This window comes from Marinobacter oulmenensis, assembly GCF_014201735.1.
GTDB lineage: Bacteria > Pseudomonadota > Gammaproteobacteria > Pseudomonadales > Oleiphilaceae > Marinobacter > Marinobacter oulmenensis.
This window is the reverse complement of record NZ_JACHFE010000008.1, coordinates 106,596-131,921: the sequence shown is the minus strand read 5'-3', so window position 1 is coordinate 131,921 and position 25,326 is coordinate 106,596. Positions and strand designations below refer to the sequence as shown.

25 protein-coding genes are annotated in these 25,326 nt (G+C 59.5%); 18 read left to right on the top strand and 7 right to left on the bottom strand.

What is annotated here, in order from left to right; all coding sequences use genetic code 11:
- The first annotated feature begins 1 nt into the window (after window position 1).
- Both HNR38_RS14660 and HNR38_RS14655 read left to right on the top strand, forming a co-directional pair.
- Window positions 2-1,153, top strand: coding sequence for a cupin domain-containing protein (locus tag HNR38_RS14660; RefSeq protein ID WP_183705640.1), 1,152 nt, complete (start codon window positions 2-4; stop codon window positions 1,151-1,153).
- 3 nt (window positions 1,154-1,156) lie between these two features.
- Window positions 1,157-2,122, top strand: coding sequence for a GNAT family N-acetyltransferase (locus tag HNR38_RS14655; RefSeq protein ID WP_183705638.1), 966 nt, complete (start codon window positions 1,157-1,159; stop codon window positions 2,120-2,122).
- Here the strand turns inward: HNR38_RS14655 and HNR38_RS14650 are convergent.
- On the bottom strand, window positions 2,111-3,121 hold the full coding sequence (locus HNR38_RS14650) for a LysR family transcriptional regulator (RefSeq protein WP_183705636.1): 1,011 nt from the start codon (window positions 3,119-3,121) through the stop codon (window positions 2,111-2,113). The genes HNR38_RS14655 and HNR38_RS14650 overlap by 12 nt on opposite strands.
- 222 nt (window positions 3,122-3,343) lie before the next feature.
- Between HNR38_RS14650 and HNR38_RS14645 the strand changes: the two genes are divergently transcribed.
- The 5 genes from HNR38_RS14645 to htpX all read left to right on the top strand — a co-directional run bounded on the left by HNR38_RS14645 (window position 3,344) and on the right by htpX (window position 8,996).
- Window positions 3,344-4,114 (top strand): hypothetical protein, encoded by a 771-nt coding sequence (locus HNR38_RS14645; RefSeq protein WP_183705634.1) that lies wholly within the window; start codon window positions 3,344-3,346, stop codon window positions 4,112-4,114.
- 46 nt (window positions 4,115-4,160) lie between these two features.
- Window positions 4,161-6,155 (top strand): ATP-binding protein, encoded by a 1,995-nt coding sequence (locus HNR38_RS14640; RefSeq protein WP_183705632.1) that lies wholly within the window; start codon window positions 4,161-4,163, stop codon window positions 6,153-6,155.
- A gap of 123 nt (window positions 6,156-6,278) precedes the next feature.
- The gene (locus HNR38_RS14635) at window positions 6,279-7,493 is read left to right on the top strand and encodes a pyridoxal phosphate-dependent aminotransferase (protein WP_183705630.1); all 1,215 of its coding nucleotides are present in this window, start codon (window positions 6,279-6,281) and stop codon (window positions 7,491-7,493) included.
- Window positions 7,494-7,506: 13 nt separating this feature from the next.
- A complete protein-coding gene (locus tag HNR38_RS14630; RefSeq protein WP_183705628.1) occupies window positions 7,507-7,983 on the top strand; it encodes a hypothetical protein in 477 nt (158 codons plus the stop codon).
- A gap of 125 nt (window positions 7,984-8,108) precedes the next feature.
- Window positions 8,109-8,996 (top strand): protease HtpX, encoded by an 888-nt coding sequence (htpX, locus tag HNR38_RS14625; RefSeq protein ID WP_183705722.1) that lies wholly within the window; start codon window positions 8,109-8,111, stop codon window positions 8,994-8,996.
- Here htpX and pdxB read toward each other — a convergent pair.
- From pdxB to HNR38_RS14610, 3 genes are read right to left on the bottom strand one after another with little or no spacing between them, the layout of a single operon-like run.
- Window positions 8,986-10,140: a 4-phosphoerythronate dehydrogenase PdxB gene (gene pdxB, locus HNR38_RS14620; RefSeq protein ID WP_183705626.1), complete on the bottom strand. Its 1,155-nt coding sequence runs from the start codon at window positions 10,138-10,140 to the stop codon at window positions 8,986-8,988. The two genes, htpX and pdxB, sit on opposite strands and share 11 nt — an antisense overlap.
- A 16-nt stretch (window positions 10,141-10,156) precedes the next feature.
- The gene (locus tag HNR38_RS14615) at window positions 10,157-11,437 is read right to left on the bottom strand and encodes a DEAD/DEAH box helicase (RefSeq protein WP_183705624.1); all 1,281 of its coding nucleotides are present in this window, start codon (window positions 11,435-11,437) and stop codon (window positions 10,157-10,159) included.
- Between the two features lie 4 nt (window positions 11,438-11,441).
- Window positions 11,442-12,023, bottom strand: a complete 582-nt coding sequence (locus tag HNR38_RS14610) for an elongation factor P hydroxylase (protein ID WP_183705719.1) — start codon at window positions 12,021-12,023, stop codon at window positions 11,442-11,444.
- Between the two features lie 119 nt (window positions 12,024-12,142).
- On the opposite strand from HNR38_RS14610, the gene dsbD reads away from it, so the two are divergent.
- On the top strand, window positions 12,143-13,999 hold the full coding sequence (dsbD, locus tag HNR38_RS14605; protein ID WP_183705623.1) for a protein-disulfide reductase DsbD: 1,857 nt from the start codon (window positions 12,143-12,145) through the stop codon (window positions 13,997-13,999).
- Window positions 14,000-14,029: 30 nt separating this feature from the next.
- Here the strand turns inward: dsbD and tusA are convergent, their stop codons facing one another.
- The gene (gene tusA / locus HNR38_RS14600) at window positions 14,030-14,269 is read right to left on the bottom strand and encodes a sulfurtransferase TusA (RefSeq protein WP_183705621.1); all 240 of its coding nucleotides are present in this window, start codon (window positions 14,267-14,269) and stop codon (window positions 14,030-14,032) included.
- Between the two features lie 85 nt (window positions 14,270-14,354).
- Here tusA and HNR38_RS14595 point away from each other — a divergent pair, with 85 nt between their 5' ends.
- Entirely contained in the window at window positions 14,355-14,645 is a 291-nt protein-coding gene (locus tag HNR38_RS14595; RefSeq protein WP_183705619.1) for an antibiotic biosynthesis monooxygenase family protein, read from the top strand.
- 22 nt (window positions 14,646-14,667) lie between these two features.
- On the opposite strand, the gene rlmM is transcribed toward HNR38_RS14595, so the two are convergent.
- Together rlmM and HNR38_RS14585 are read right to left on the bottom strand one after the other, a co-directional pair.
- The gene (gene rlmM, locus HNR38_RS14590) at window positions 14,668-15,744 is read right to left on the bottom strand and encodes a 23S rRNA (cytidine(2498)-2'-O)-methyltransferase RlmM (protein WP_183705617.1); all 1,077 of its coding nucleotides are present in this window, start codon (window positions 15,742-15,744) and stop codon (window positions 14,668-14,670) included.
- Complete coding sequence (locus tag HNR38_RS14585; protein WP_343068339.1) at window positions 15,741-16,352, bottom strand: alpha/beta family hydrolase; 612 nt, start codon at window positions 16,350-16,352, stop codon at window positions 15,741-15,743. The genes rlmM and HNR38_RS14585 overlap by 4 nt, the downstream gene beginning before the upstream one ends.
- 284 nt (window positions 16,353-16,636) lie before the next feature.
- Here HNR38_RS14585 and ccoN point away from each other — a divergent pair, with 284 nt between their 5' ends.
- From ccoN to HNR38_RS14540, 9 genes are all read left to right on the top strand, one after another.
- The gene (ccoN, locus tag HNR38_RS14580) at window positions 16,637-18,067 is read left to right on the top strand and encodes a cytochrome-c oxidase, cbb3-type subunit I (RefSeq protein ID WP_183705613.1); all 1,431 of its coding nucleotides are present in this window, start codon (window positions 16,637-16,639) and stop codon (window positions 18,065-18,067) included.
- 15 nt (window positions 18,068-18,082) lie between these two features.
- Window positions 18,083-18,691, top strand: coding sequence for a cytochrome-c oxidase, cbb3-type subunit II (gene ccoO / locus HNR38_RS14575; RefSeq protein WP_183705611.1), 609 nt, complete (start codon window positions 18,083-18,085; stop codon window positions 18,689-18,691).
- Window positions 18,692-18,695: 4 nt separating this feature from the next.
- On the top strand, window positions 18,696-18,881 hold the full coding sequence (locus tag HNR38_RS14570) for a cbb3-type cytochrome oxidase subunit 3 (RefSeq protein WP_183705609.1): 186 nt from the start codon (window positions 18,696-18,698) through the stop codon (window positions 18,879-18,881).
- Window positions 18,878-19,768 (top strand): cytochrome-c oxidase, cbb3-type subunit III, encoded by an 891-nt coding sequence (gene ccoP, locus HNR38_RS14565; RefSeq protein ID WP_183705606.1) that lies wholly within the window; start codon window positions 18,878-18,880, stop codon window positions 19,766-19,768. The genes HNR38_RS14570 and ccoP overlap by 4 nt, the downstream gene beginning before the upstream one ends.
- Window positions 19,769-19,899: 131 nt before the next feature.
- Complete coding sequence (gene ccoG / locus HNR38_RS14560) at window positions 19,900-21,333, top strand: cytochrome c oxidase accessory protein CcoG (protein WP_183705604.1); 1,434 nt, start codon at window positions 19,900-19,902, stop codon at window positions 21,331-21,333.
- A gap of 47 nt (window positions 21,334-21,380) precedes the next feature.
- Complete coding sequence (locus HNR38_RS14555) at window positions 21,381-21,896, top strand: FixH family protein (RefSeq protein ID WP_183705602.1); 516 nt, start codon at window positions 21,381-21,383, stop codon at window positions 21,894-21,896.
- Window positions 21,893-24,340, top strand: a complete 2,448-nt coding sequence (locus HNR38_RS14550; RefSeq protein ID WP_183705600.1) for a heavy metal translocating P-type ATPase metal-binding domain-containing protein — start codon at window positions 21,893-21,895, stop codon at window positions 24,338-24,340. The genes HNR38_RS14555 and HNR38_RS14550 overlap by 4 nt, the downstream gene beginning before the upstream one ends.
- A gap of 36 nt (window positions 24,341-24,376) precedes the next feature.
- The gene (gene ccoS / locus HNR38_RS14545; protein ID WP_183705598.1) at window positions 24,377-24,625 is read left to right on the top strand and encodes a cbb3-type cytochrome oxidase assembly protein CcoS; all 249 of its coding nucleotides are present in this window, start codon (window positions 24,377-24,379) and stop codon (window positions 24,623-24,625) included.
- A gap of 8 nt (window positions 24,626-24,633) precedes the next feature.
- The gene (locus tag HNR38_RS14540; RefSeq protein ID WP_183705597.1) at window positions 24,634-25,323 is read left to right on the top strand and encodes a sulfite exporter TauE/SafE family protein; all 690 of its coding nucleotides are present in this window, start codon (window positions 24,634-24,636) and stop codon (window positions 25,321-25,323) included.
- Window positions 25,324-25,326: the final 3 nt, after the last annotated feature.

Here is a 25,326-nt window from a genome sequence, read left to right as displayed (position 1 = left end):
CATGGACATGCTTGGCGGCATCAGCGCCTCAGAATTTCTGCGGGACTACTGGCAGAAGAAGCCACTGGTCATCCGCCAGGCATTTCCGGGCTTCCAGTGCCCGGTCAGCGCAGACGAGCTGGCCGGTCTGGCCTGTGAAGAGGCGGTGGAATCCCGCATCGTCCTGGAAAACGACGCCGGCAAACCCTGGCAGTTGCACAACGGCCCGTTCACTCCCGAACGCTTCAGTGAAATGCCGGAGAAAAACTGGACCCTGCTGGTCCAGGGTCTGGATCACTGGGTGCCGGACATCGCAGAACTGCTGGAGCACTTCCGGTTCATCCCCAACTGGCGCCTGGACGACATCATGGCCAGCTACGCGCCGGAAGGCGGCAGCGTTGGCCCCCATTACGACATGTACGACGTCTTTCTGCTGCAGGCCCAGGGCCACAGGCGCTGGACTTTCGGTGGCCACTGTGACCACACCTCCCCCCGGGTGGAAGGCACGCCCCTGCGTATCCTGAGCAGCTGGGACGGCGAGGAAACCGTGGTCCTGGAACCCGGTGACATGCTCTACCTGCCGCCCGGTGTTGGCCACTACGGCGTGGCCGAAGATGACTGCATCACCCTGTCCGTAGGCTTCCGGGTGCCCACCATCGACGACCTGCTGACCGGCTTTACCGACTTCCTCTGCAACCAGGACAAGGCCGCCGAGTACCTCGGCGATCCGGACCTGAAACCGCAGGACAACCCGGGCATCATCGGCTCTGAGGTCATAGACCGGCTCGACAGCGTGATCCGCGAACAGCTGGACGACCGGCGCAGACTCGCGCTCTGGTTCGGCCAGTACAGCACGGCGCCGAAAAGCCTGGATATCGTGGTGCCGCCGGAGGAACCGGCCGACCGGACGGAGCTGGCCGAAGCCATCCGCGCCCTGGAACCGCTGCGCTGGAATGAGGGCTCGCGTTTCGCCTACCACGAGTTTGACGGTGAAACAGCCCTGTTTGTCGACGGTGAGCAGTACCTGCTCAAAGGCGACGCGCGTCCGCTGGCACCGCTGCTCTGCGCCGGCGCCCGCATTGACATGCAGGCCCTGGCAGAATTTGCCGGTGACGAAGCGCTACTCGGGCTACTGACCACGCTCTACAATCAGGGCTCTGTGTACTTCGAGTGAACCATGGACCTGAGCTTCCGGAAATACAGCTGGCAACTGGCCCCCTCTGCGGTTCGCGATATCCGCCAGCGGGTGTTCATTGACGAACAGAAGGTGCCGGAGGATCTGGAATGGGATGCCACCGACGAAATCGCTGATCACTACCTGGCCGTGGACGCCAGCAACCGCCCGGTGGCGACAGCGCGGCTGTTTTCCACCCTGGAGGAAACCGGCCATATCGGCCGCATGGCGGTCCTGCCCGAAGCCAGAGGCAAGGGCGTCGGCGAGGCCCTGCTCCGCCACCTGGTGAAGGAGTCCGCCGGGCGCTACCAGGAGCTCCACCTGTCGGCCCAGCAATACGCCACCGGCTTCTACCAGCGCTGTGGTTTCCACATCTGCTCCGATGTTTACGAGGATGCCGGCATCCCTCATCTGGATATGCGCCTGCTGGCGCCCGAGCTTGTTGCGCAGGCCGGGGAAGACCAGCCGGCACCGATGATTCTCGGCACCGATAGCCAGAGCTGGCTGTTCAGTCACGAGCGGGAACTGGTGGCATTACTGGATTCGCTGGCGGGACAGGCCGGTCAGCGCCTGTGGCTTTATGACCGGTTACTGGAGCACACGCTCTATGACCGCTACCGGTTCCGCGAACTGATCTCTGCCCTCGCCCGCCAACACCGGCTCAGCGAGGTCCGGTTGCTGATTCACGATGATCGCCCGCTGGTCAAAAAACGCCACCAACTGGTTGAGCTGATGCGCCGGCTGCCCAGCCGGATCGAGCTGAAACTGGTCAACCCGGATTACCCCACCGGGGATCAACCCTTCGTACTGGTGGATCGCCAGGGCGTGCTCTACCGGCATGATTTCGGCAAACCGGACGGTTTCGCCCGGTTCGACGGCGCCGGGCGGGTCAGGCTGCTGGAAGAAGCTTTCCAGAGGATGTGGGACGCAGGCCGACCGTCACTGGAGCTGCGTGAATTACCGCTCTGAGTGCCGGCCCTGAAAGGTCTGTGGTGACTCGAACCGGGCCCCGAATGGCGCGAACTCCTCGTCCACTTCCTCTGCCACTTCCACAATCAGTTTACGCAGCCACTGGTGATCCGTGTTGTGCTGCAGCAACGGACTCCAGGCCATTTTCAGTTCGAAGGGGGGAATCTCGAACGGTGGCACCTTGACCACCAGGTTCGGGTTATCTTTCTGCAGCCAGGCGGCCCGGGACGGCAGAGTGGCGATCAAATCGTGCTGCTCGGCCAGCAGCATGGCCACCTGATAATGCCGGGTGAATACGGAAATCTGCCGCTTGCGTCCCATGCGGCCCAGAGCCTCATCCACCCACCCCAGACGCTGGACATCCTTGGGGTTGACCCCGACACCCACTCCGAAGCCGGTCTTGCTGACCCAGATATGACTGGCCGCCAGATAGGTTTCCAGCGTGAACGGCTCCCGCAGAATGGGGTTCCTCGAATTCATCAGGCAGGCAAAATACTCGGTCCACAGGGTTTTCTGGTGGAACGACTGGGGAATCTTGTCAAAACGGTTGATCGCCATGTCCAGGCGCCCCTGCTCAACGTCCAGGAAGCTGACATCACTGGGGGTCAGCACATCCAGGGTGATGCCCGGCGCCTCCTGGCGCAGGCGCCGGAGCACACGGGGCATCAGGCAGGATTCGGCATAGTCACTGGCCATGATACGGAACACCCGCTGACTCTCGCCCGCCGAGAACGGGGTTTTCTCCTGAACCGCCTGGTCGATGTCGGACAGAATGCCCCGCACCAGCGGCTGCAACTCCCGTGCCCTTTCGGTGGCAGTCATGCCTTCACTGGTACGGACCAGCAGGGGATCGCCGAAAAGGGTACGCAACCGCCGCAACCCGTTACTCATGGCCGGCTGGGTGATCCCCAGATGATTGGCGGCCTTGGTCACGTTGCGCTCCCGCAGCAGCACGTCGAGGTAGACCAGCAGGTTCAGGTCAACGCGGGAAATGTCCATGGATAACTCCAGATGGTGATTGCCGGAGATGCAACTGCATTATTGATTGAATGAATGTATCAAAATTTTAAAATTCACGAAACAAATGAGCTATTATGATGCTTACACTGGGAAACGGACGCTGCTGGAAAAATCTGTTAGTCTGCCGAAACCCTAGTCAGAGTTGTCAGGATTTTTGACGGGTCAGTCCCGTCCACTGGAAGCGGAGCCTAAAACAACACCATGGAACCGATCACCATTGTGCTGCTGCTGGCGGCAATTGTCGCTGTCTCCCTGATGATCATCTTTATCAGCCAGATGCGCGAAAAAGCCCGCATCGAAAGGGTCCGTAAAATTACCGCCCTTGAGGACAGCTATAACACCGCCGCCCGCATGCTGTCGGAGATTCCGGGCCAGTACCTGACGCGGGACCTCAAACTGCTGTTGCTCAAACGCATGGAAGACGCCTGTCACTCGCTGATGTCTCTGAAGTCGGACCAGCCCGTGAAGCGCTGGCTGGAATCCACCGCCCAGGTCAAAAAGCAGGTGCTGGACGATAACGACCATCGCCCCCCCGTAAAAATCGACGCACCGGACAAGGCGAACCACGTCAAACAGTTGCTGCAGAACCTGTTCAAAACCGTGGAATCCATGCACAAGGCCGGGCGCATTGATTCAGCGACTGCCAAAAAGCAGCTCAAGTACATCCTGTTTCTGGTCCACAAGACCCACGCGGATCTCTACGTCTTTCAGGCTCGCGAGCACATCCGCCAGAACCAGATCCGCAAAGCCATCCACGCCTACCATATGGCCAGCACCGAGATGGGCAAATCCCGCGACAACCCTCTGGCCATGAAAGCGGTCAAGAGCTTCCGCACCCGCATCAAGGAACTGGAGGAAATGGCTGCGGAAGGCGAGATCAAGCAGGAAGAGGATTCCAAACTGGATCGGCAGTGGGACAATTTCCTGCAGGAAGACGAAGCCTGGAAGAAGAAGGCCGACTACGACAACTGACGGTACAGGGTCATGAAGGTCACCGGCATTCTCCCCGCGCATCCCCATGTTTGACCGTTTCCGGCAAAAGCTATCCTGGCGGCTGACCCGCGACACCGTTCTGGTGGCCATGGTCCTTGGCCTGCTGCTCAACCTGGTGCAGATCACACTGGATTACTTCACGGCCCGCGACGCCATGGAGCGGGATGTTCATGCCCTTCTCGAAATAAGCCAGAGCCCCGCTTCCCAGATCGCCTATAACATCAATGTTCGCCTTGCCCGGGAGTTGCTGGACGGCCTGCTGGAGCACCCTGCAACCATTGACGCGCGTATTCTGGACAGCGATGGACAGGCCATGAGCTCCGCCAGCCAGGAGGGGCCGGATTCCGACTATCGCTGGATCAGCGATGCCCTGTTCGGCCCCACCCGGGTATTCAGCACCGACCTGAGCGTCCCCCAGCTGGAAGACTTTGCCCTGGGCCGGCTACAGCTCACCATCGACACCTACCACTACGGCACCCGCTTTCTTGAGCGGGCCGGAAACACGCTGGCGATCGGGCTGTTGAAAAGCCTGGCCCTGTCAGCCGCACTGCTCGGTATTTTCTATTTTGTACTGACCCGGCCGATGATGAAAGTCATCAATGCCCTCAGTCAGGCCCAGGCCAGCTCACCGGAAAAGGTCCGGCTGCCGATTCCCTCCAACCATCGCCAGGATGAAATCGGCACCATGGTCGGCATCGTCAACCAGCACCTGGAAAACATGGAGAACAGCGTGGCGAGGCTGAGGACCGCCGAGAGCGCCATGAAAAACTACTCCAGCCAACTGGAGCGGGAAGTTGCCGACCGTACCCGTCAGATTTCCGAGAAAAACGGGGAGCTGCAACTGAGCAACGAAGCACTGAGCCGGGCCAAGGAGGATGCCGTCGCCAAGGCCAGGGCCCGGGCGGATTTTCTGGCCAGCATGAGTCATGAAATCCGCACGCCGCTGAACGGCCTGCTGGGCATGCTTTCAATCGCGGTTGAGAACAGCAAGGACCGTGGTCAGCGCAACAACCTGGCCATTGCCCTCAATGCCGGCCAGAGCCTGCTCGGGCTGCTTAATGACATCCTCGATATCTCCAAGGTGGAAGCCGGAAAGCTCGGACTGGAAAACATTCCTTTCAGCCCCCGCGCTCTGCTCCAGGAGTGTCTGGCACTGCATGCCCAGCAGGCCAGGGACAAACGCATAGAGCTGATTGATGACACCTCCGACAACCTGCCGGAGCTATGTTCTGGTGACCCGACCCGCACCCGCCAGATTCTCAACAACCTGCTGAGCAACGCCATCAAGTTCACCAATACCGGGTCCGTCCGCCTGAAATCGGTCTGGACCGGCAACGCCCTGCAGGTGGATGTCATCGATACCGGTGTCGGCATGTCCAGGGAGGGGCTGGGCCGGATATTCTCACCATTTTCACAGGCGGATCGGGAAACCACCCGGCTTTATGGTGGCACCGGGCTCGGGTTGACGCTCTGTCGTCAGTTGGTGGAAAGGATGCATGGGACCATTCATGTGGAAAGTGAAGAAGGCGCCGGCACCCGGTTCACGGTGACCCTGCCTCTGACAGTCACCAACCGCGATATTGCCCCTCCCCCTGACACAGACGCTTCGGTTTCCAAACCGTCTTCCGGGACAGCACCGGAGCGCTCGCTGGAAATACTTCTGGTGGAAGACAACCACGTCAATCAACTGGTGGCCAGCAGCATGCTGAAAAAACTGGGGCACCGGGTCCAGGTGGCAGAGAACGGAGCGCGCGCACTGACCGCCCTCACCCGCGGCCACTATGACCTGGTTCTGATGGACTGCCAGATGCCGGTTATGGATGGGCACAGGGCGACCCGGGCCATACGCAGCAATCCGGAGCTTTCCGGGCTGCCGGTTATCGCCGTGACCGGCAACGCCATGGACGGAGACCGGGAACAGTGTCTGGCATCCGGAATGAATGACTACATCACCAAACCCTATAACCGGGATCAGTTGCGCGCCGTCATCAATCGCTGGGGCTACGGCACAGACACCTGAACTTTCGCCGCTAAACCGCGCACATTCCAACAGAATTCCTGCCAGAGACTGTTGTTCAGCCAGCTTCGTCCGCTAGAATAGAATCTCGCTTTCCGTGCTTTGCCATCAAGGACACCTCATCCCATGCAGAACTATTTCAAATCCGCCAAGCTAGACAATGTCTGTTATGAAATCCGTGGCGAGGTTCTGCGTGAGGCGCGTCGCCTGGAAGAAGAAGGCAACCGGGTCCTGAAGCTGAACATTGGCAACCCGGCCGCGTTTGAATTGGACGTACCAGAGGAAATCCAGCAGGACGTCATCTACAACATGCACCAGGCCCAGGGGTATGTGGAATCCAAGGGCCTGTTCTCGGCCCGTAAGGCAGTGATGCACTACTGCCAGCAACGCGGCATTGACCGCGTGGACATCGACGACATCTACCTGGGCAACGGCGTCAGCGAGCTGATTGTGATGTCCATGCAGGCGATGCTTAATACCGGCGATGAGGTACTGATTCCGGCTCCCGACTATCCGCTCTGGACGGCCGCGGTCACCCTGTCCAGCGGCAAAGCTGTGCACTATCGCTGCGACGAACAACAGGACTGGTTCCCGGATATCGAGGACATCAAGAAGAATATCACCCGGCGCACCCGGGCGATCGTCCTGATCAACCCCAACAACCCGACCGGTGCGGTCTATTCCGAAGAACTGCTGCAGGAAATCATTGAACTCGCCCGCGAGCACAACCTGATCATCCTGTCGGACGAGATTTACGACAAGATTCTCTATGACGATACCCAGCACACATCCGTTGCCTCCATGGCGGACGATGTTCTGTTCTTCACCTATAACGGCCTGTCGAAAAACTACCGGGCCGCCGGTTACCGCTCCGGCTGGATGATCATCAGCGGGGCCAAGCACAAGGCCATGGACCTGATTGAGGGTATTGAAATGCTCTCCAACATGCGCCTGTGCGCCAACGTGCCGGCCCAACTGGCGATCCAGACCTCCCTGGGGGGCTACCAGTCCATCAACGACCTGGTTGCGCCCGGAGGCCGCCTGTACGAACAACGGGAAACGGCCTGGAAAATGCTGAACGACATTCCCGGGGTCAGTTGCGTCAAGCCCAGAGGAGCGCTTTACCTGTTCCCGAAACTGGATCCCAAGCATTTTCCGATCGTCAACGACGAAAAACTGGTTCTGGATCTGCTACTGCAGGAAAAAATCCTGCTGGTTCAGGGCTCCGCCTTCAACATTGATGACAAGCAGCATCTGCGGGTGGTTTTCCTGCCCCGCCAGGACACCATGGCAGACGCCATGGGACGGCTCGGCAACTTCCTGGAACACTACCGGCAGTAAACCGGATACCGCCATGGCTGATATTCACGTCGAGGAATTCTACAAAGACGTTGCGGTTGCTCTGGTCCAGCTGTATTCGGTGTTCCCGCGCCGGACTAACCTGTTTGTCGAGGACATCGCCGGGCCCGATGAGCCCGACGAGTTCGGCCTGCACAGCAACCGCCACATGGCCTGCTTCGGCGCCCTGCTCTGGCTCCAGGAGGAAGGCCTCCTGCGCTATGTTGATACCATCCGTCAGGAAGCCCTGGACCAGGCCGTGCTGACCCAGACAGCCTTTGTCCGGCTCAGCGCCCCGGCACCCCAGGCACTGGTCCGGGCCCTGGACGCCGGAGCCACGGACGACCGGACGCCCCGATCCGTCCAGCGCGATCTGTCCACCTACATCCATCTGTTGCGCACCGCCCTGAAGAGTGGGAGCTCCGAGCGCATCAGTCTGGCGGTTCAGGCCGCGTTCTTCAGCGACAGCTCCTCCCCCGCGGAACTGCACTGACCCCCGTCGCCGACCGGGTGGCAGATTAAATTCGGACAACTCTTTCAAAAACCCACTTGAAGCCCTGAACCGGAGCCACATATTACGGTCAGAGTCCCTGGATTACTGACCTACAGGTAAGAAACATCATGCGCATTCTGCTTTTCCTGGCCACCAACCTGGCCGTTATCCTGGTTGCCAGCTTCACCCTGCGGCTGCTGGGTGTCGACAGCTATCTGGCCCAACAGGGCATGGATTATGGCTCACTGCTGATCTTCGCCGCGGTTTTTGGCTTTGCCGGTTCGCTCGTATCGCTGTTCCTGTCCAAGAAAATGGCGAAATGGAGCACCCGGGCACAGGTCATCGAATCTCCCCGTACACCGGCCGAACGCTGGCTGGTGGAAACGGTCGCGGATCTCGCCAAAAAGGCCGGCATTGGCATGCCGGAAGTCGCCATCTTCCCGGCGTCCCAGTCCAACGCCTTTGCCACCGGCTGGAACCGCAATGATTCCCTGGTCGCCGTCAGCGAAGGGCTGCTGCACCGGTTCAGCAAGGACGAAATCCGGGCGGTGCTTGCCCACGAAATCGGCCACGTAGCCAACGGCGACATGGTCACCCTGGCACTGATCCAGGGCGTGGTGAACACCTTTGTGATCTTTGCCTCGCGGGTGATCGGCTCGCTGGTGGACCGGGTAATTTTCAAGAATGAAGGGGGACACGGCATCGGCTTTTTCGTGGTCAGCATTGTGGCCGAAATCGTCCTCGGCATACTGGCCAGTACCATCGTGTTCTGGTTCTCACGGCGCCGGGAATTCCGGGCCGACAGCGCGGGCGCACAACTGGCGGGCCGGTCGGCCATGATCAGCGCCCTGGCGAGACTGAAGCAGGAAAGCGAAATGCCTGACCAGATGCCCGATTCCCTTCAGGCCTTCGGCATCAGCCGGGGCGCCCGTGGCGGTCTGGCGGCGCTGTTCATGACGCACCCACCACTGGATGACCGTATCCGGGCGCTTGAACAGTCCACTACAGCTTGAGCTTGAAACCGGCTGCCTTGAAGCTGTCCTGGAGGGACTTGCTACTGCCCTTGAGCTGGATCTTGAGGCTGGAGCATTCCCGGCGAACCGGATAGTCCCGGCGCAGGCCATCAAACGCCTGCGCCCGCTCCCCGGCTTCACCGTTCATCGCCAGTCGCAGGCGGGCGTCATCCTCGCGCGGGTCGTAACAGATACGCAGGGCGGTTTTCAGAGCCTTGCGCTCGTCCGCCGACGAGGTAAAGGTGAGCTTGTTCAGCGGTGGTTCCGGCAGGAACTGACCGGCCTTTTTCCGGACCGGCAGCCCGAGAAAACGGCTCAGGGCCTGGTAGATCATTTCACTGCCCCGAACCTTGCCTTCCAGGCTGTAGCCGGCAATGTGCGGCGTGGCCAGCCAGACCTGACGCACCAGTTCCGGATCAATGGCCGGTTCGTTTTCCCAGACATCAAGCACAACGGTCGGTGCCTGTTCGCCGGATAGCCGGGCCTTCAGGGCATGGCCATCAATCACTTCACCCCGGCCGGCATTGATCAGCAGTTGCCCGGACGAGAGCCTGGCCAGTTCCGGTTCAGACAACAATTGATGGGTCGCGTGGGGCTGGTTACGGGTCAGCGGCGTGTGCAGGCTGATCACATCGCAGCCCAGGGCCTCCTCCAGGGTGACAAAGTCGGGACCCTGCTCCCCTTCGCGTTCCCCACGGGGCGGATCACACAGCTTGACGTCAAAGCCAAGACGCTGGAGACGCTCTGCCAGACAGCCACCGACATTGCCGACGCCGACAATACCGACACTCAGGTCACTCCAGTCCTCCACACCCTGACGCTCGGCATGAAGTGACAGCACCGACAACACGTATTCCACCACGCTGCTGGCATTGCAGCCGGGCGCTGCGGAAAAACCAATGCCCTTGTGTTCCAGCCACGCACGATCAATGTGATCGGTTCCGATGGTGGCGGTCCCCACAAACCGGACTCGGGATCCTTCCAGCAGGTCCGGCCCGACGCGGGTCACGGAACGAACCAGAAGAATGTCGGCGTCGCGGACGTCGTCAGGCCCGACATCCCGGCCGGAGACCCGGCGGATCTCCCCCATGTCGCCAAAGAAGGAATCCAGTAACGGGATGTTTTCGTCGGCTACGATCATCATCGGGAGACTACTCCTGTCAGTTCCGGCGCTGACGCGAACCGCCACGATTGCCCTGAGGCCGTCCGCCACTGCGGCGCCCGCCGCGTTTGCGGGTAATCGGAGGCTTTTCCATCGCCGCCATCAGGCTTTCATCAGGGACCTCGGTGGTCAGCTTCTGGCTGATATAGGTTTCAATGGCAGGCAGTGCAAACGCATCGTCCTCACCGGCAAAGCTGACCGAGACACCGGTACTGCCGGCACGGCCTGTCCGGCCGATCCGGTGAACATAGTCCTCGGCGTTGTCCGGCAGGTTGTAATTGAACACGTGGGTCACACCGGTGACGTGGATACCACGGCCAGCCACATCCGTGGCCACCAGCACCTGGATATTGCCTTTCTTGAACTGGTCCAGGGTTTTCAGGCGTTTGTTCTGGGCAATTTCACCGGACATGAGCGCAACCTTGACGCCCTGATTCTTCAGATCTTCTTCCAGATCCCGGCACTGGTCCCGACGGTTGGCAAAGACAATGGCCTTCTCCACTTCCGGACGCTTGAGGTAATTGACCAGCACCGGCAGTTTGTCATCATCAGACACCAGATAGACCGTCTGCTCCACCCGCTCTGCCGTTTTCTGTTCAGGCTCGATTTCCACAAATTCGGCATTCTGTGTCCACATGGACGCCAGGTTCAGCACGTCCTGATTGAAGGTGGCACTGAACAGCAGCGTCTGGCGACCTTCCTTGGGCGTGCACTTGCGGATGATCCGTTTCACATCCGGAATAAAGCCCATATCCAGCATGCGGTCCGCTTCGTCGAGGATCAGGATGTCCAGTTGATCCAGGAACACATCCTGGGAACCCAGGAAGTCAATCAGTCGGCCGGGGGTCGCTACCAGGATATCGACGACACCATTCTGGAGCTGCTCACGCTGTTTGTCGTAGTTCATGCCGCCGACCACGGTGACCACCTTGTGGCCGGTGTAGTGGCAGAGCTGCTCAGCGTCCTTGGCAATCTGCATGGCCAGCTCCCGGGTCGGGGCCAAGGCCAGTACCCGGGGTTCGGAGGCATATCGGTCCTTGTCGTCCACCGGCGCCTCCAGAAGCGCCTGGATGGCGGTAATCAGGAAGGCGGCCGTTTTTCCGGTACCGGTCTGGGCCTGTCCGATCAGGTCTTCGCAGGCCAGCGTCCAGGGCAGGGTCTCGGCCTGTATGGGGGTGCAGAACTCAAAGCCGATCTTGGCGATGGCATCCAGCAGGCGCTTGTCGAGGTTCAGGTCGCTGAAGCGCAACTCGCTGGTATGGTTGGAGTCAGAGGTCATAGAGTCAGTGTAATCCTTGTTGCTTGAGTTCGGGCCCGGCCGGCGCTATGCGCTCTCTTTCTGTCTTCCAGGTCTGATGTATCCGGCCCTGGGTCCCGTAAAAATGTGCGAGTGAATCAAAAAAAAGCTGCGCCCGGTCCGGCAACCCCTGCGAGAGATAGCGCTCGGCCTGGCTGCGCACCTGGCGTCGAAACGCGCGCTCGTCGGCGGCGCCGTCGCCCGACAGGTTGTCAACACTGATGTTAAAACGGGAACCTGCCGCCACGGAAAACACCCACTCCATGGCCTGCGGCTTGATTTCAGCCTGTTCGAACGCTTTTTGCTGGGCCGGTGTCCGGCCGTCCGGGCAGTACCAGTAACCAAAATCGTAGAGGGTACGCCGGTATTCGCCGGCAATACACCAGTGAGCAATCTCGTGAAGGGCACTGGCAAAAAAGCCCCGTGCAAAAACCACCCTGGCGAGTCCATCGGATTCGTCGACGGGCAGATACTCCGGTTCGTCGCCGCCCCTGACCAGTATCGTCCGGAAACTTTCCCGGAACAGGTCATTGAACAGCATGATAAGATCGTCTGGATTGTGCGTCATCGGTTGGCTATTGTGCGACTTTAATGTCGGTAATTCCAGAGGGAACTTTGCCCCGGCACCCGTGTCCACAGCCAGCGTCGATATTCACCTTATCCGCAAATCAGGACAACGAAGGATTCATGACGGTTTTCTCGGCTTTCCGGTCTTTGCTGCGGGCAGGCGCTTGTGCCCTGGGCCCTGTTCTTTTCTCGCTCGCCCTGCTTCTGGTCCCCGGCCAGGGCCATGCGCTCGGTGACGGTGGCACCACTCTTCTGGGTTCCGGTGGCCAGGGCGACTTCCTGCCGGTTGATGAAGCCCTGCCGTTCAATTACACCACCGACGACGGCGCCGTGCGCCTGTCCTGGCAGATCACGCCCGGCCACTATCTGTACCGCAGCCGGATTCAGGTCAGTACGACCACCGAAGGCGTGACCCTGGGCGAGCCGGAGTTTTCGCGCCCGGGCACCGTGATCGATGACGAATTTTTCGGCGAAAGCACGGTCTTCTTTGATCCGGTCGAAGTCCGGGTTCCTGTTACCCTGCCCGATGGCGTCCGGGAAGCCGAACTCCAGGTCCGCTACCAAGGCTGCGCCAAGGCCGGCCTGTGTTATCCGCCGCAAACCCGTGACGTGCTTTACTATCCCGGCGGACAGACCAGTATCACGCCGCCGACTGCCGACACAGACTCTGCCACTGGTCTGGCTGGCTTTCTTTCCCGACAATCGGTACTGATGATTGCCGGTGTCTTTTTCCTGCTGGGCCTTGGGCTGACATTCACGCCCTGCGTCCTGCCCATGGTCCCGATCATTTCCAGCATGGTCTCGGGCAGGAACACCCAGAGTACCGGTCATGCCCTGCTCCTGTCCGTCAGCTATGTTCTGGGCATGGCCATTACCTACGCCGCCGCGGGTGTGGTCACCGGTCTGCTTGGCGCCAGCTTTAATCTCCAGGCCCAGCTGCAGTCACCCTGGGTTCTGGGCACCTTTGCCGCCCTGTTCGCCCTGTTCGCGCTCTCCATGTTCGGACTGTTTGAAATCCAGTTGCCCCGCGCCATACGGGAACCCCTCAACGACGCCAGCCAGAGACTCACGGGTGGACGTATCGCCAGTATCTTCGGCATCGGCGCCCTGTCGGCCCTGATCGTTTCCCCCTGCGTGTCGGCGCCACTGGCCGGCAGCCTGTTGTATATCTCCACAACCCAGGATGCCGTCGTTGGCGGCATTGCCCTGCTGATGCTGGGACTGGGCATGGGCGTGCCGTTGATACTGGTAGCCGTCGGTGGAAGAAAACTGCTGCCCACCTCAGGGCACTGGATGAACGCAGTGAAGCACTTCTATGGAGTCATGCTGCTGGCCGTGGCCATCTGGCTGCTTGAGCGATTGATTCCGGCGTGGGCCACACTGACACTCTGGGGCTTACTGACGGCCGTTACCGGCGTCCAACTGGGCGCCTTTGATGCCGCGAAGGCCGGATGGCAGCGCACCCGCAAGGGGCTGGGGCTGATTCTGTTCGCCTATGGCCTTGCACTACTGGCTGGCGCGATGACCGGCGCCCATGACCCGCTAAAACCGCTGTCGTCTTTCACCTCTCCCACGGTGGCGGCTACTGGCGTCAGCGGACAGCATGATGGGGCGGTGTTCAACACCGTCGAAGACCCCGAACAGATCCGCCAGTTGCTGGCCCGGGCGGCAGAGGCCGGCAGACCGGCTATGCTGGACTTTTACGCCGACTGGTGCATTTCCTGCAAAGTCATGGAACGCAATGTGTTCAGTACGCCGGAGGTGGCACAGGCGCTGGCGTCACGCACCCTGATCCAGATCGACATGACCGACAACACCCCCGCCCAGCAGGCGTTGCTCAACGAACTGGGGCTGTTTGGCCCTCCGGCAATCCTGTTCTTCGACAGCCAGGGCCGGGAGATCAACGACGGCCGCGTGCTTGGTGAGATGGACAAGGACGAGTTCCTCAGCCACCTGCGCAGTCTTGCCAGCCACTGACCCTCATCGCCGGCGGGCTCCGGACCGGCATTATTCCCCCCTCCGGATCAGATACAGGTATTCGTCATCCGTCTCCTGCTGGTTGATCAACTCATGGCCCAGAAACTGGCAGAACCGGGGAATATCGCGGGTTGTCGATGGATCCGTTGCCCTGACCCTCAGCACCCGACCCGGCGCCACGTCATTGATCCGGTTATGCAACAGCATCACCGGCTCCGGGCAATAAAGCCCCCTGGCATCGAGCTCAACGTCAAATTCGTCCGCACCCAAGGCTGCTCTCCTTTCGGTTTGAGGTTATTTCTCAAAATACATGCTAACTTCCTGTTCAGGAAGTCTAACTGAAGGAGGCCAACTCATGATCCGAGTCCTGATCGAACGCCACATTGCCGAATCCCTCGAGTCCGCCTATGAAGTGCGGGCCAGGAAGGTGCTACAGCGCGCTGTGGCGGCGCCCGGTTTCATTTCCGGCGAAACCCTGGTCGACAGTCACGACCCGAATCACCGCATTACCCTGTCCAACTGGCGCTCCGAAGCCGACTGGAATCACTGGTTCCATTCTCCGGAGCGCCGGGAACTGATGGCGGAACTGGTGCCAATGATGGATACCCAGGAAAAAACCATGATCCTTGAACAGAACGCCGTCTGACATCAGCGCGTTCACCGGGGGCTCAGTCCAGACGCTCAAGGAAACAGGTAATTTCCTCGCGGTCGTGGTACAGGTGACGCGCCCGCAGCCGACAGGTGACCTCTGTCTCGTCCAGCCCCCGGGCCAGGATATCCTGGCAGTGCAGCCATTCCTCGTATCGTTTTTTCATCGGCAGCTTCAGGTTGAAAATGGCGTAACGGCATAACCGGTTACCAAGCCAGTCAACCGCCATCTTGGCGGTCCTTGCCGGCTTGTCCACGATATCGCAGACCATCCAGTCCACGGCCCGCTTGGGTCGCCAGCCATAACCATCCGCACGCACATGCTCGACATGACCGCTTGCCATCAACTCGGTGTTCATCGGGCCATTATCGACCGCCGTCACCAACATGCCCTGGCGAACCAGTTGCCAGGTCCAACCTCCGGGGGCCGCGCCCAGGTCCACCGCTTTCTTGCCCCCGCCAAGATAGTCATACCACTGCGATTCGGGGATAAAGAGCTTCCAGGCTTCCTCAAGCTTGAGTGCTGATCGGCTTGGAGCCGAGGCCGACAGGCGCAATCTCGGATTCCCGCCAAGAAACGGGGAGCGGTTGTCGGCCACGCTGAAACCAATCAGCGCGGACTCGAATCCGGGCAGAAGTACCTCAAGGCGCGCGGCGGCCTCGGTGCTGGCGTCCTGTTGCAGCAATCCGGCACCACGCAGTCCGCTCGACAGAGGCGCCACCCACTTGCGTGCAAAATTGCCCAGGTCATGGTCTTCGTTGTTTTCGGTCAGGCGAACCTCCAGACGGGCACACAGATCCCCCGGCCACTCCCGATCCCGGAGAAAGCCGATCACGGCACCAACCCGATCCTTTGCTGGCAGGGGACACTCACCAATCAGCACAAACCAGTCCCGGACAAAAACCAGTGCCTCAAGGGGAACCGCTGCCAGCAACTGCTCGGCGGTCTCTTCCCCGGCCATCACAAAACGGACCACACCGGTGCCCGCCATGGGCAGGAAATACCCGTAAAGGCCGGCCTCTGCCGCCTGATCGGTCAATTCCTGCCCAGCCTCCGATTCAAAGCCCGGACGGCAGATAAGCACTACTTCTTTCATTGGTCACCTTTTATATACATGGCCTCAGCAAACTGACGGGTGGCGCGGGCAGCCTCGTCGATCAGATCCTGCCGGCTCCGGCCACTGCGAACCAGGGGCTCGAAATCGTGATTGCCGCCCTCAAGCCAGACCAGACGGGAACCATCGGGGATCACATCCCGCGATTCCACCTCATCACACTTGCCAAACGGGTCCCGCGTGCCCTGAACAATCAACATCGGGCTGCAGATATCCGGGAAATGGTCCGTGCGCCAGCGATCAGGCTTGCCGGGCGGATGAAAGGGGTAACCATAACATGCGACGCCGGCAATCCCTTCAGGCGACTGCGCTGCCAGCAGCGATGCCATCCGCCCGCCCATGGATTTGCCCCCAACCAGTAGCCGACAGTCCGGCCCATGCCTGGCCCGCACCTGCTCAACCACGTCCCGGAAACATTCCAGAAGTTTTGGCTGGCGATCCGGTGGGCGCTTTTTCCCGTCCTCGCGGCGTTTTTCCATATAAAGAAACTCGAAGCGCAGGCAGGCGATACCATGCCCCTCCAGCGCCCCGGCCAATTCATTCATAAATGGCGAATCCATCGGTGCTCCAGCGCCATGGGCGAGCACCATGATCCAGTCGGGTCTATCGTCATAACTTTTAGTCGTAATGTGCTTCATGCCACTTTATTTAACCTTAAACTGAGCGGTAACATTACCCTGACGGAGTGGCCCATTACCCCTTGCCCGCACCGCCTTCGGAAAAACCCTTTGGAGTCACGCAACTTACTGGTGACGCTGCCGAATCCGGCGATTTTGATGAATATCATGAGTTGACCTGAATCATTGCAAAGCCCTAATGCTTTCTCCATACTTGCCCCCGCATAACCCCCCATCCTAAACCCATTGGTAAGGCTATGAGCACAGTAAATGCAAACCTGACATACAACTACAAGGTGGTGAGACAGTTCGCCATCATGACAGTGGTATGGGGTATCGTTGGAATGGCCCTGGGTGTGCTGATTGCAGCACAACTGGTCTGGCCGTCCCTTAACCTCGACCTGCCCTTTACCCATTTCGGTCGCCTGCGGCCGCTGCATACCAATGCCGTCATTTTCGGCTTTGGCGGAAGTGCGTTGTTTGCCACCTCCTACTACGCAGTTCAGAGAACCTGTCAGACCCGCCTGTTCTCGGGTGGACTGGCTTCGTTCACATTCTGGGGCTGGCAAGCCATCATCGTGTCTGCGGCACTGACCCTGCCACTGGGCCTTACCACTTCAAAAGAATACGCCGAACTGGAATGGCCGATTGACATCGCCATCACCATCGTCTGGGTAGCCTATGCCCTGGTATTCTTCGGCACGATCGCCAAGCGCACCACTTCTCACATCTATGTGGCCAACTGGTTCTATGGTGCCTTCATCATCACCATCGCCGTTCTCCACATTGGTAACAACCTGGAACTGCCGGCAACTGCCTTCAAGTCCTACTCGGCTTACGCCGGTGTTACCGACGCGATGATGCAGTGGTGGTATGGCCACAACGCGGTTGGTTTCTTCCTGACTGCCGGCTTCCTGGGCATGATGTACTACTTCGTTCCCAAGCAGGCCAACCGTCCGGTTTACTCCTACCGTCTGTCCATCGTCCACTTCTGGGCTCTGATCGCCACCTACGTCTGGGCCGGTGGTCACCACCTGCACTACTCTGCCCTGCCTGACTGGGCACAGACCGCAGGTATGATCATGTCCCTGATCCTGCTGGCTCCGTCCTGGGGCGGTATGATCAACGGTATGATGACCCTGTCCGGCGCATGGCACAAACTGCGCACCGACCCCATCCTGCGCTTCCTGGTGGTTTCCCTGTCGTTCTACGGCATGTCCACTTTCGAAGGCCCGATGATGTCCATCAAGACCGTTAATGCCCTGTCCCACAACACGGACTGGACCATCGGTCACGTGCACTCCGGTGCTCTGGGCTGGGTAGCCATGATCAGTATCGGCGCTATCTATCACCTGATCCCCAAACTGTGGGGCATCAAGGAAATGTACAGCGTCTCCCTGATCAACGTTCACTTCTGGCTGGCGACTGTCGGTACTGTACTGTACATCGCTGCCATGTGGGTGAACGGCATCATGCAGGGTCTGATGTGGCGTGCGGTTAACGAGGACGGCACTCTGACCTACAGCTTCGTCGAAGCGCTTGAGGCATCCTACCCTGGCTACCTCGTCCGCTTTATCGGCGGCGCCATCTTCCTGTCCGGCATGCTGCTGATGGCATACAACGTCTATATGACTGTTCGCCAGAAGGACGCCGTTGCAGAGAATAACGCTGCGGTTCAGGCGGCCTAAGGGGAGAGAGACCAGATGAAACACGAAATTATCGAGAAAAACATTGGTCTGATGATCATTCTGATCGTCCTGACCATCAGCGGCGGTTTCCTGGCAGAGGTTGTCCCCCTGTTCTTCCAGAAGAGCGTCAACGAGCCTATTGAAGGTCTTGAGCCGCTGAATGCGCTGGAATTGGAAGGCCGTGACATCTACATCCGTGAAGGTTGTCACGTCTGCCATACCCAGCAGATCCGTCCGTTCCGCTCCGAAACTGAGCGCTACGGTCACTACTCCGTCGCGGGTGAGTTCGTTTACGACCGCCCGTTCCTGTGGGGTTCCAAACGTACCGGTCCGGACCTGGCCCGCGTAGGTGGTCGTTACTCCGATGCCTGGCAGCGCCAGCATCTGTTTAACCCACGCAGCGTTGTGCCCGAGTCCAACATGCCGGCGTTCCCCTGGCTGTTCGAGAACCGTGTCGATCACGAAAGTATCGACAAGCGTATGAAGACCCTTCAGACGCTCGGAGTACCCTACACCGACGATCAGATCGCCGGTGCCTCCGAGCAGATCAAGGGCAAATTTGAAATCGAAGCGCTGGTCGCATACCTGCAGCAGTTGGGTACTGTGATTTCAGAGAAACGGTGATCCCATGGATATTAACGAGTTACGCGGTATTCACACCCTGCTTGTAATGGCGGTTTTTCTAGGAATCGTCTGGTGGGCCTACAGCGCCCACCGCAAGAAGGCCAACGACGAGGCAGCTCACCTGCCCTTCGATGATGATGAAGTGGAAAAGCGTACTCTCGAACAGGAAAAGACGGAGAAAAAGCAATGAGTACCTTCTGGAGCATCTGGATCAGTGTGATCGTGCTCGGTACCGTGTTTGGCTGCTGGTGGCTGCTTTGGTCAACCCGCAAGAACCAGACAACCGATACCGAAACCGACCGCACTATGGGCCATTCCTTCGATGGGATCGAGGAATACGATAACCCTCTGCCGAAATGGTGGTTCTATCTGTTCGCCGCCACTTGTGTGTTTGCCCTGGGCTACCTGGCACTGTACCCGGGCCTGGGCAACTACAAGGGGCTGCTCGGCTGGACCTCCCACGGCCAGTGGGAAGCAGAAGTCCAGGAAGCGGAAGCCAAGTACGGGCCGATCTACGCCCAGTACGGCAGCACCCCAATTCCTGAACTGGCCCAGAATCAGGACGCCATGAAAATCGGCCAGCGCCTGTTTGCCAACAACTGTGCCGTATGTCACGGCTCTGCAGCCCGCGGCCAGGTCGGTTTCCCCAACCTGACCGACGATGACTGGCTGTATGGCGGCAGCCCGGATCAGATCCATCAGACCATTACCAATGGTCGGATGGGTAACATGACTCCGAAAGGCGTTATGCCCAACATGACCAACGAGCAGGTTGACCAGGTAGTCAACTACGTTCTGAGCTTCAGTGGTCGCGCGCAGGACGAAGAGGCCGCCGAGGCGGGTGCTCAGGTCTTTGCCCAGGCATGTGTGGCCTGTCACGGCCCGGACGCCAAGGGTAACACTGCCATGGGCGCGCCCAACCTGACCGACAACACCTGGCTCTACGGTTCCACTTACGAGTGGATCAAGGAAACCGTGGTTAACGGTCGTCAGAACGAAATGCCCGCTCAAGAAGGTCGTCTGTCCGACGACCAGATTCAGATTCTCTCGGCTTACGTCTACAGCCTTTCGAACTGAATCAGACCCGGCCGGGGCAACCCGGCCAGGTCTTCTCAACCCTGTATCTGCGCCTGCGGGTACAGGCTTGAGAAGATCAGCAGACCCACCGAGGCCCGCTCCCTGTATTACACACTCCACGGGAGGTACCCATGAGCAATGAGATTCCGGTCAAGCAGGTTGACCCCTCTTCCGATTCCTCCAATAAAAAGAAAAAGTCTGAAACTGTCGATCTGTACGCAAGCCGGCAGAAGATCTATGTCAAAGAGATAAAAGGCTTTTTCCAGAGGATCCGGAATGTCAGCCTGACCATGCTCATGGGCATGTACTTCCTGTTTGTCTGGCTGACCCTCGACGGTCAGCCGCTGATCCACTTTGACCTGCCGGCCCGGGAATTCCACCTGTACGGCATGACCTTCTTCCCGAAAGACTTCTTCCTGCTCTCGGGGATGCTGATTATTTCGGCCTTCGGCCTGTTCTTCGTAACCACCCTGTTCGGTCGGGTCTGGTGTGGCTACACCTGCCCCCAGACGGTCTGGACCTTTGTTTTCATGTGGATTGAGGAAAAGGTCGAGGGCAGCCGCAACAAGCGCATGAAGCTCGACAAGGCTCCGAATTCGAGAGAAAAAATCACCAAGAAGTCGATCAAACACGCACTCTGGCTGTTCGTGGCCCTTGCCACCGGCCTCACCTTCGTCGGCTACTTCTACCCGATCCGGGAACTGATCGTTGACCTGTTCACGCTCAACGCCAATGGCTGGTCCTATTTCTGGGTTGGCTTCTTTACCGTGGCCACCTATCTCAATGCGGGCTGGATGCGCGAGCAGGTCTGCCTGTACATGTGCCCGTACGCCCGCTTCCAGTCCGTCATGTTCGACCCCAACACCCGGGTGGTGTCCTACGATCCGAACCGGGGCGAACCCCGGGGCAAGCGCAAGAAAGGTGTGGATCCCGAAGAGGTGGGGCTTGGTGACTGCATCGATTGCGGCCAGTGTGTCCAGGTCTGCCCGACCGGCATCGACATCCGCGACGGTCTGCAGTACGAGTGCATCGGCTGCGCCCTGTGCATCGACGCCTGTGACGAGATCATGGAGAAGATGAACTATCCCAAAGGGCTTATCCGTTACACCACCGAAAATGAGCTCGAGGGCAAAACCTCCAAACTGCTTCGTCCGAGGACCTTCGGCTACGGACTTGTGCTCACCCTGATGATCGGTGCAGTGGTTTATAATGTCGCCAACCGGGTACCGGCCCAACTGGATTCCATCAGGGACCGGGGTGCTCTGTTCAGCTTCAATGGCGAGGGACGGGTCGAAAACACCTATACCCTGAAGATTCAGAACATGTCGGAAGTGCCGCAGACGTTTGAACTGTCTGTAGAAGGCCTGGATGGCATGCGCATCCTGACCGATACCACGGTCACCGTCAGCAGTGGCGAGAACCGCTCGCTGCCAACGGTGGTGGATGTAGCGCCAGCAGCGCTGCCTGACACCAACAATCAGATCATCTTCCATGCTGAATCCACCACGGATACATCCATCAGCCTGGAAACTGAAAGCCGATTTGTTGGTCCAAGGCCGCGTTAACGTCCGTCACCGTCGGGCCAAATTTCTTTATCCGAGACAAGACAGCAATGAGTGAAAGTACGGCAGTCGCCCCCTGGTATCGCCAGTTCTGGTTCTGGTTTCTGGTGTCATTCCCTTTGATCACCATCGCCTGGGGGATCTTTATGATCATCGTGGCCAGCAACGTCGAAGACACGCTGGTCACTGACGACTATTCCAAGGAGGGGATTTCCATTAACCTCGAGATTGCCCGCGACCAGTTGGCCTATGACCGTGGCATTGAAGCCCGGACCGACTTCGAAGGCAGGGACGTCTCCCTGGCATTGTCAGCCAATGACGATCAGGTCGACTACGACTACCTGATTCTCAACCTGTTCCACCCGACCCTCGCAGACCGCGATCAGACCATCCAGATGCGCAGCCTGGGCGATGGCGAGTACAGCGGGCAGATGCTCAAGCAGGTAGAAGGCCGGTGGTATTACGAGTTGCGCGGCCCGGATAACAAGTGGCGGGTAACCGGTGAAATCCGGCTTCCCGCAGAAGACGGGTTGATCATGCAGGCCCGAAAACCAGCAAAAGGGTGAGTGCTCTGGAATGCTTCCACTGCGGGGAGCCAGCGGATGGTGAACCCGCCATCACCCTGGAACTGGAAGGACACCAGAGATATTTCTGCTGCGAAGGCTGCAAGGCCGTGTGTCAGACCATCCACCAGGAAGGTCTGACCGGTTTTTACGATTTCCGCACGGAAAACGCTGTCACACCACGGGAGTTGACCCGTGGTGAACTGGAGCGCCTGCGCGAGCTGGACCACCCCCTGGTCCAGCAGGCTTTTGTCTCCCCGGTCAAAGCCGGCCAGGAAGCCCAGCTACTGATCGGCGGCATCACCTGCGCTGCCTGCATCTGGCTGCTTGAAAACCACATGAAAAAGCAGTCCGGTGTTCTCAGTTTCACTGTCAATCACACCACACAAAGGGCACGCCTGGTCTGGGCGAAGGATCAGGCCAACCTCAGCGATCTGCTGATAGCCATTCATGAACTCGGCTACACCGCTCGCCCCTACCAGGCTGATGAAGCGGAGAAAGAACTGAAAGCCGAACACCGCTCCATGCTCATTCGCCTGGCGGTGGCCGGCATCGGATCGTTCCAGAGCATGATGCTCGCGTTCCCGCTCTATTTTGAACTGATCAATGACCTGTCAGCGGACTTCATCAACTTTTTCCGCTGGTTCAGTCTTCTGGTTGCCACGCCCGTGGTTCTCTACAGTGCCCGGCCGTTTTTCCGCAATGCCCGCCGCGATATTGCCTCCCGACACCTGACCATGGACGTGCCGGTGGCCATCGCCATCGGACTGGCTTACGGGGCCAGCGCCTGGGTCACCATTGTCGGTGGCGACGAGGTCTACTTTGAATCGGTGTGCATGTTCACCTTCTTCCTGTTGTTGGGGCGCTATGTCGAGGTCCAGGCCCGGTATCGCGCCGGCCTCACCGGTAACGCCCTGGCCGGATTTCAGCCTGCCGTGGCAGCACTGGTACGCAACGGCGAAGCGGACATAGTCCCGGTTCATCAGGTGACTCCCGGCGATATCATCCGGGTTCGCCCCGGTGAGACCCTACCGGTGGATGGCGACATTGTCTCAGGCACATCCACCCTGAACGAAGCCGCACTCACCGGTGAATACCTGCCTGAAACCCGACAGCCGGGCGATGCGGTTCATGCCGGTAGCGTCAACGGAGAGAATCCCCTGGATGTCCGGGTTGTTCGTGCCGGCGCCCAAACCCGTCTATCCGGCATCCTGCGAGTACTGGATCGCGTCCAGTCAGAAAAACCGCCGGTTGCACGCATGGCGGACCGGATTGCCGGCAAGTTTGTGGGCCGCGTACTGCTCCTGGCTCCGGTTGTCTGGCTGGGCTGGTGGCTGGCCGGAGCTGAGAATGCCTTCGACATTACCCTGTCGGTACTGGTGGTCACCTGCCCCTGCGCGCTGTCGCTGGCCACGCCCACAGCAATCACCTCCGCAACCGTCCGTTTGCGCCGTCTGGGTTTCCTGCCGACCCGGGGGCACACCCTGGAGTCCATGAACACAATTGATACCGTGGTCTTCGACAAGACCGGCACCCTGACCCGGGGTGAGCTGAGTCTGACCGGTCAGTCCGCTACCGGCATTCTGGACGGCGACACCTGTCTGAAGATTGCAGCCGGCCTGGAAAAACATTCCGAACACCCCATTGCCAGGGTTTTCCATGACCTCCCATCGGTCGCTGTTTCCAGCGTCGAAAACCATCTTGGCGGGGGGCTGTCCGGGGTCTACGACAACCAGGCTGTGTTTATCGGTCACCGGGCTTTCGTCGAATCCCGGACGTCCGCACCCGCGCCAGCCGCCGAGGCGGTTTCCGGTATGGAAATCTGGCTGGCTACCGAGCAGGAGTGGCTGGCCCGCTTCCAGCTGGATGATCAGGTCCGCGAGGACGCAGCCAAAGCCATCAGGGCTCTGCAGGCACTTGGCATACAGACCCTACTGCTCAGCGGTGACCGTTCGGGGCATGTTCAGCAGGTTGCCCGGCAGTTGGGTATCGACCGTGCCATCGGTGAAGCCTCACCGGAGCGAAAACTGGAAGTGCTCGAAGAGCTGCGCTCCGAAGGGCGCCAGGTCATGATGGTTGGCGACGGCCTGAACGACCTGCCCTCCATGGCTGGCGCCGGTATCTCGGTCGCCATGGGCACGGCGGCCGATCTGACCCAGTTGAAAGCTGATGCAGTGCTGCTCAACGGCCAGCTGTATCAGTTGGTGGAAGCACTCAACACCAGCCGGCGCACGCGACGCATTATCCGCCAGAACATGGTCTGGGCATTTGGTTACAATGTCTGCGCCCTACCCCTGGCGGCTGCCGGGCTCGTCGCCCCCTGGCTGGCCGCTATCGGCATGTCCGCCAGCTCACTGATCGTGGTCCTCAACGCCCTCCGTCTGGGCGGAAAGCCCGGCTCCGAGGCGCCGGCAACAAGCCCGGTTGGCGCAACAGAAACAGCCTGATACCGTAGAATCACAACCACCTCTTGGGAGGCCCACATGAAGATTGTCATGATTCTGGTTCCACTGATGCTTATCCTGGTGGCACTGGGCATTCTCCTGTTTTCCTGGGCGGTCAAAAACGGCCAATACGACGATCTCGACGGTCCCGCTCACCGGATACTCTACGACGATGACAAGGATATGATTCCGGAGGATGCCCGGACTGAGGGCCCGGAAAATACGGGCAAGACGGCCGATAACAGCGACCCCGACGACGACAGCACGCCCCCGACTGCTCAGGGGTAACTAACTGAATGCAACCTGAACTGTACCTGAGTTACTCCAGCGCCTTTGTCATCGGCTTACTCGGCAGTGCCCACTGCCTAGGCATGTGCGGCGGTATCAGTGCTTCCCTGTCGATGACGCTACCGGTGGGACGGGGCTTCCGCCTGCGTCAGACGCTTTTGCTGCTGGGATTCAACTTTGGACGCATCGCCAGCTACACGCTGATTGCCACCCTGATCGCCCTGTTCAGTACCCGAGCCGCAGGACAGTGGCAATGGGCAGGCCTGGTGATGATGACGCTGGCGGGCTTACTGCTGATTTTCATGGGGCTGTCGATGGGGCAATGGTGGCAGGGCATCCGCTTTGTTGAAAAGCTGGGGGCTCCGGTCTGGCGCCGCCTGTCCCCCCTGAGCAAACGGCTGCTGCCGGTCAATCACGCCGGCCAGGCTCTGGCGCTGGGTGCACTCTGGGGCTGGCTACCCTGTGGTCTGGTCTACAGCACACTGGGTTGGGCTGCCCTGCAACCCACGGTGCCGGCTGCCGCACTGACCATGCTGTTTTTCGGATTGGGAACGCTGCCGTCCATGCTCACCACGGGCTACGCCGCCAACTGGATACGGAACATCCGTAACAATCAGGGATTCCGAAAACTGAGCGGCGCCCTTCTGATTGCCTTCGGTCTCTGGACCCTGCCCTTCCAGGCGCTGGTTCAGCTCTGAGCC

Bases quoted from the DNA above. Each gene is read 5' to 3' on its own strand.
- HNR38_RS14660 (WP_183705640.1), top strand. From the start codon at position 2: ATGGACATGCTTGGCGGCATCAGCGCCTCAGAATTTCTGCGGGACTAC.
- HNR38_RS14655 (WP_183705638.1), top strand. From the start codon at position 1,157: ATGGACCTGAGCTTCCGGAAATACAGCTGGCAACTGGCCCCCTCTGCG.
- HNR38_RS14650 (WP_183705636.1), bottom strand. From the start codon at position 3,121: ATGGACATTTCCCGCGTTGACCTGAACCTGCTGGTCTACCTCGACGTG.
- HNR38_RS14645 (WP_183705634.1), top strand. From the start codon at position 3,344: ATGGAACCGATCACCATTGTGCTGCTGCTGGCGGCAATTGTCGCTGTC.
- HNR38_RS14640 (WP_183705632.1), top strand. From the start codon at position 4,161: ATGTTTGACCGTTTCCGGCAAAAGCTATCCTGGCGGCTGACCCGCGAC.
- HNR38_RS14635 (WP_183705630.1), top strand. From the start codon at position 6,279: ATGCAGAACTATTTCAAATCCGCCAAGCTAGACAATGTCTGTTATGAA.
- HNR38_RS14630 (WP_183705628.1), top strand. From the start codon at position 7,507: ATGGCTGATATTCACGTCGAGGAATTCTACAAAGACGTTGCGGTTGCT.
- pdxB (WP_183705626.1), bottom strand. From the start codon at position 10,140: ATGATGATCGTAGCCGACGAAAACATCCCGTTACTGGATTCCTTCTTT.
- HNR38_RS14615 (WP_183705624.1), bottom strand. From the start codon at position 11,437: ATGACCTCTGACTCCAACCATACCAGCGAGTTGCGCTTCAGCGACCTG.
- HNR38_RS14610 (WP_183705719.1), bottom strand. From the start codon at position 12,023: ATGACGCACAATCCAGACGATCTTATCATGCTGTTCAATGACCTGTTC.
- dsbD (WP_183705623.1), top strand. From the start codon at position 12,143: ATGACGGTTTTCTCGGCTTTCCGGTCTTTGCTGCGGGCAGGCGCTTGT.
- HNR38_RS14595 (WP_183705619.1), top strand. From the start codon at position 14,355: ATGATCCGAGTCCTGATCGAACGCCACATTGCCGAATCCCTCGAGTCC.
- rlmM (WP_183705617.1), bottom strand. From the start codon at position 15,744: ATGAAAGAAGTAGTGCTTATCTGCCGTCCGGGCTTTGAATCGGAGGCT.
- HNR38_RS14585 (WP_343068339.1), bottom strand. From the start codon at position 16,352: ATGGTGCTCGCCCATGGCGCTGGAGCACCGATGGATTCGCCATTTATG.
- ccoN (WP_183705613.1), top strand. From the start codon at position 16,637: ATGAGCACAGTAAATGCAAACCTGACATACAACTACAAGGTGGTGAGA.
- ccoO (WP_183705611.1), top strand. From the start codon at position 18,083: ATGAAACACGAAATTATCGAGAAAAACATTGGTCTGATGATCATTCTG.
- HNR38_RS14570 (WP_183705609.1), top strand. From the start codon at position 18,696: ATGGATATTAACGAGTTACGCGGTATTCACACCCTGCTTGTAATGGCG.
- ccoP (WP_183705606.1), top strand. From the start codon at position 18,878: ATGAGTACCTTCTGGAGCATCTGGATCAGTGTGATCGTGCTCGGTACC.
- ccoG (WP_183705604.1), top strand. From the start codon at position 19,900: ATGAGCAATGAGATTCCGGTCAAGCAGGTTGACCCCTCTTCCGATTCC.
- HNR38_RS14555 (WP_183705602.1), top strand. From the start codon at position 21,381: ATGAGTGAAAGTACGGCAGTCGCCCCCTGGTATCGCCAGTTCTGGTTC.
- ccoS (WP_183705598.1), top strand. From the start codon at position 24,377: ATGAAGATTGTCATGATTCTGGTTCCACTGATGCTTATCCTGGTGGCA.
- HNR38_RS14540 (WP_183705597.1), top strand. From the start codon at position 24,634: ATGCAACCTGAACTGTACCTGAGTTACTCCAGCGCCTTTGTCATCGGC.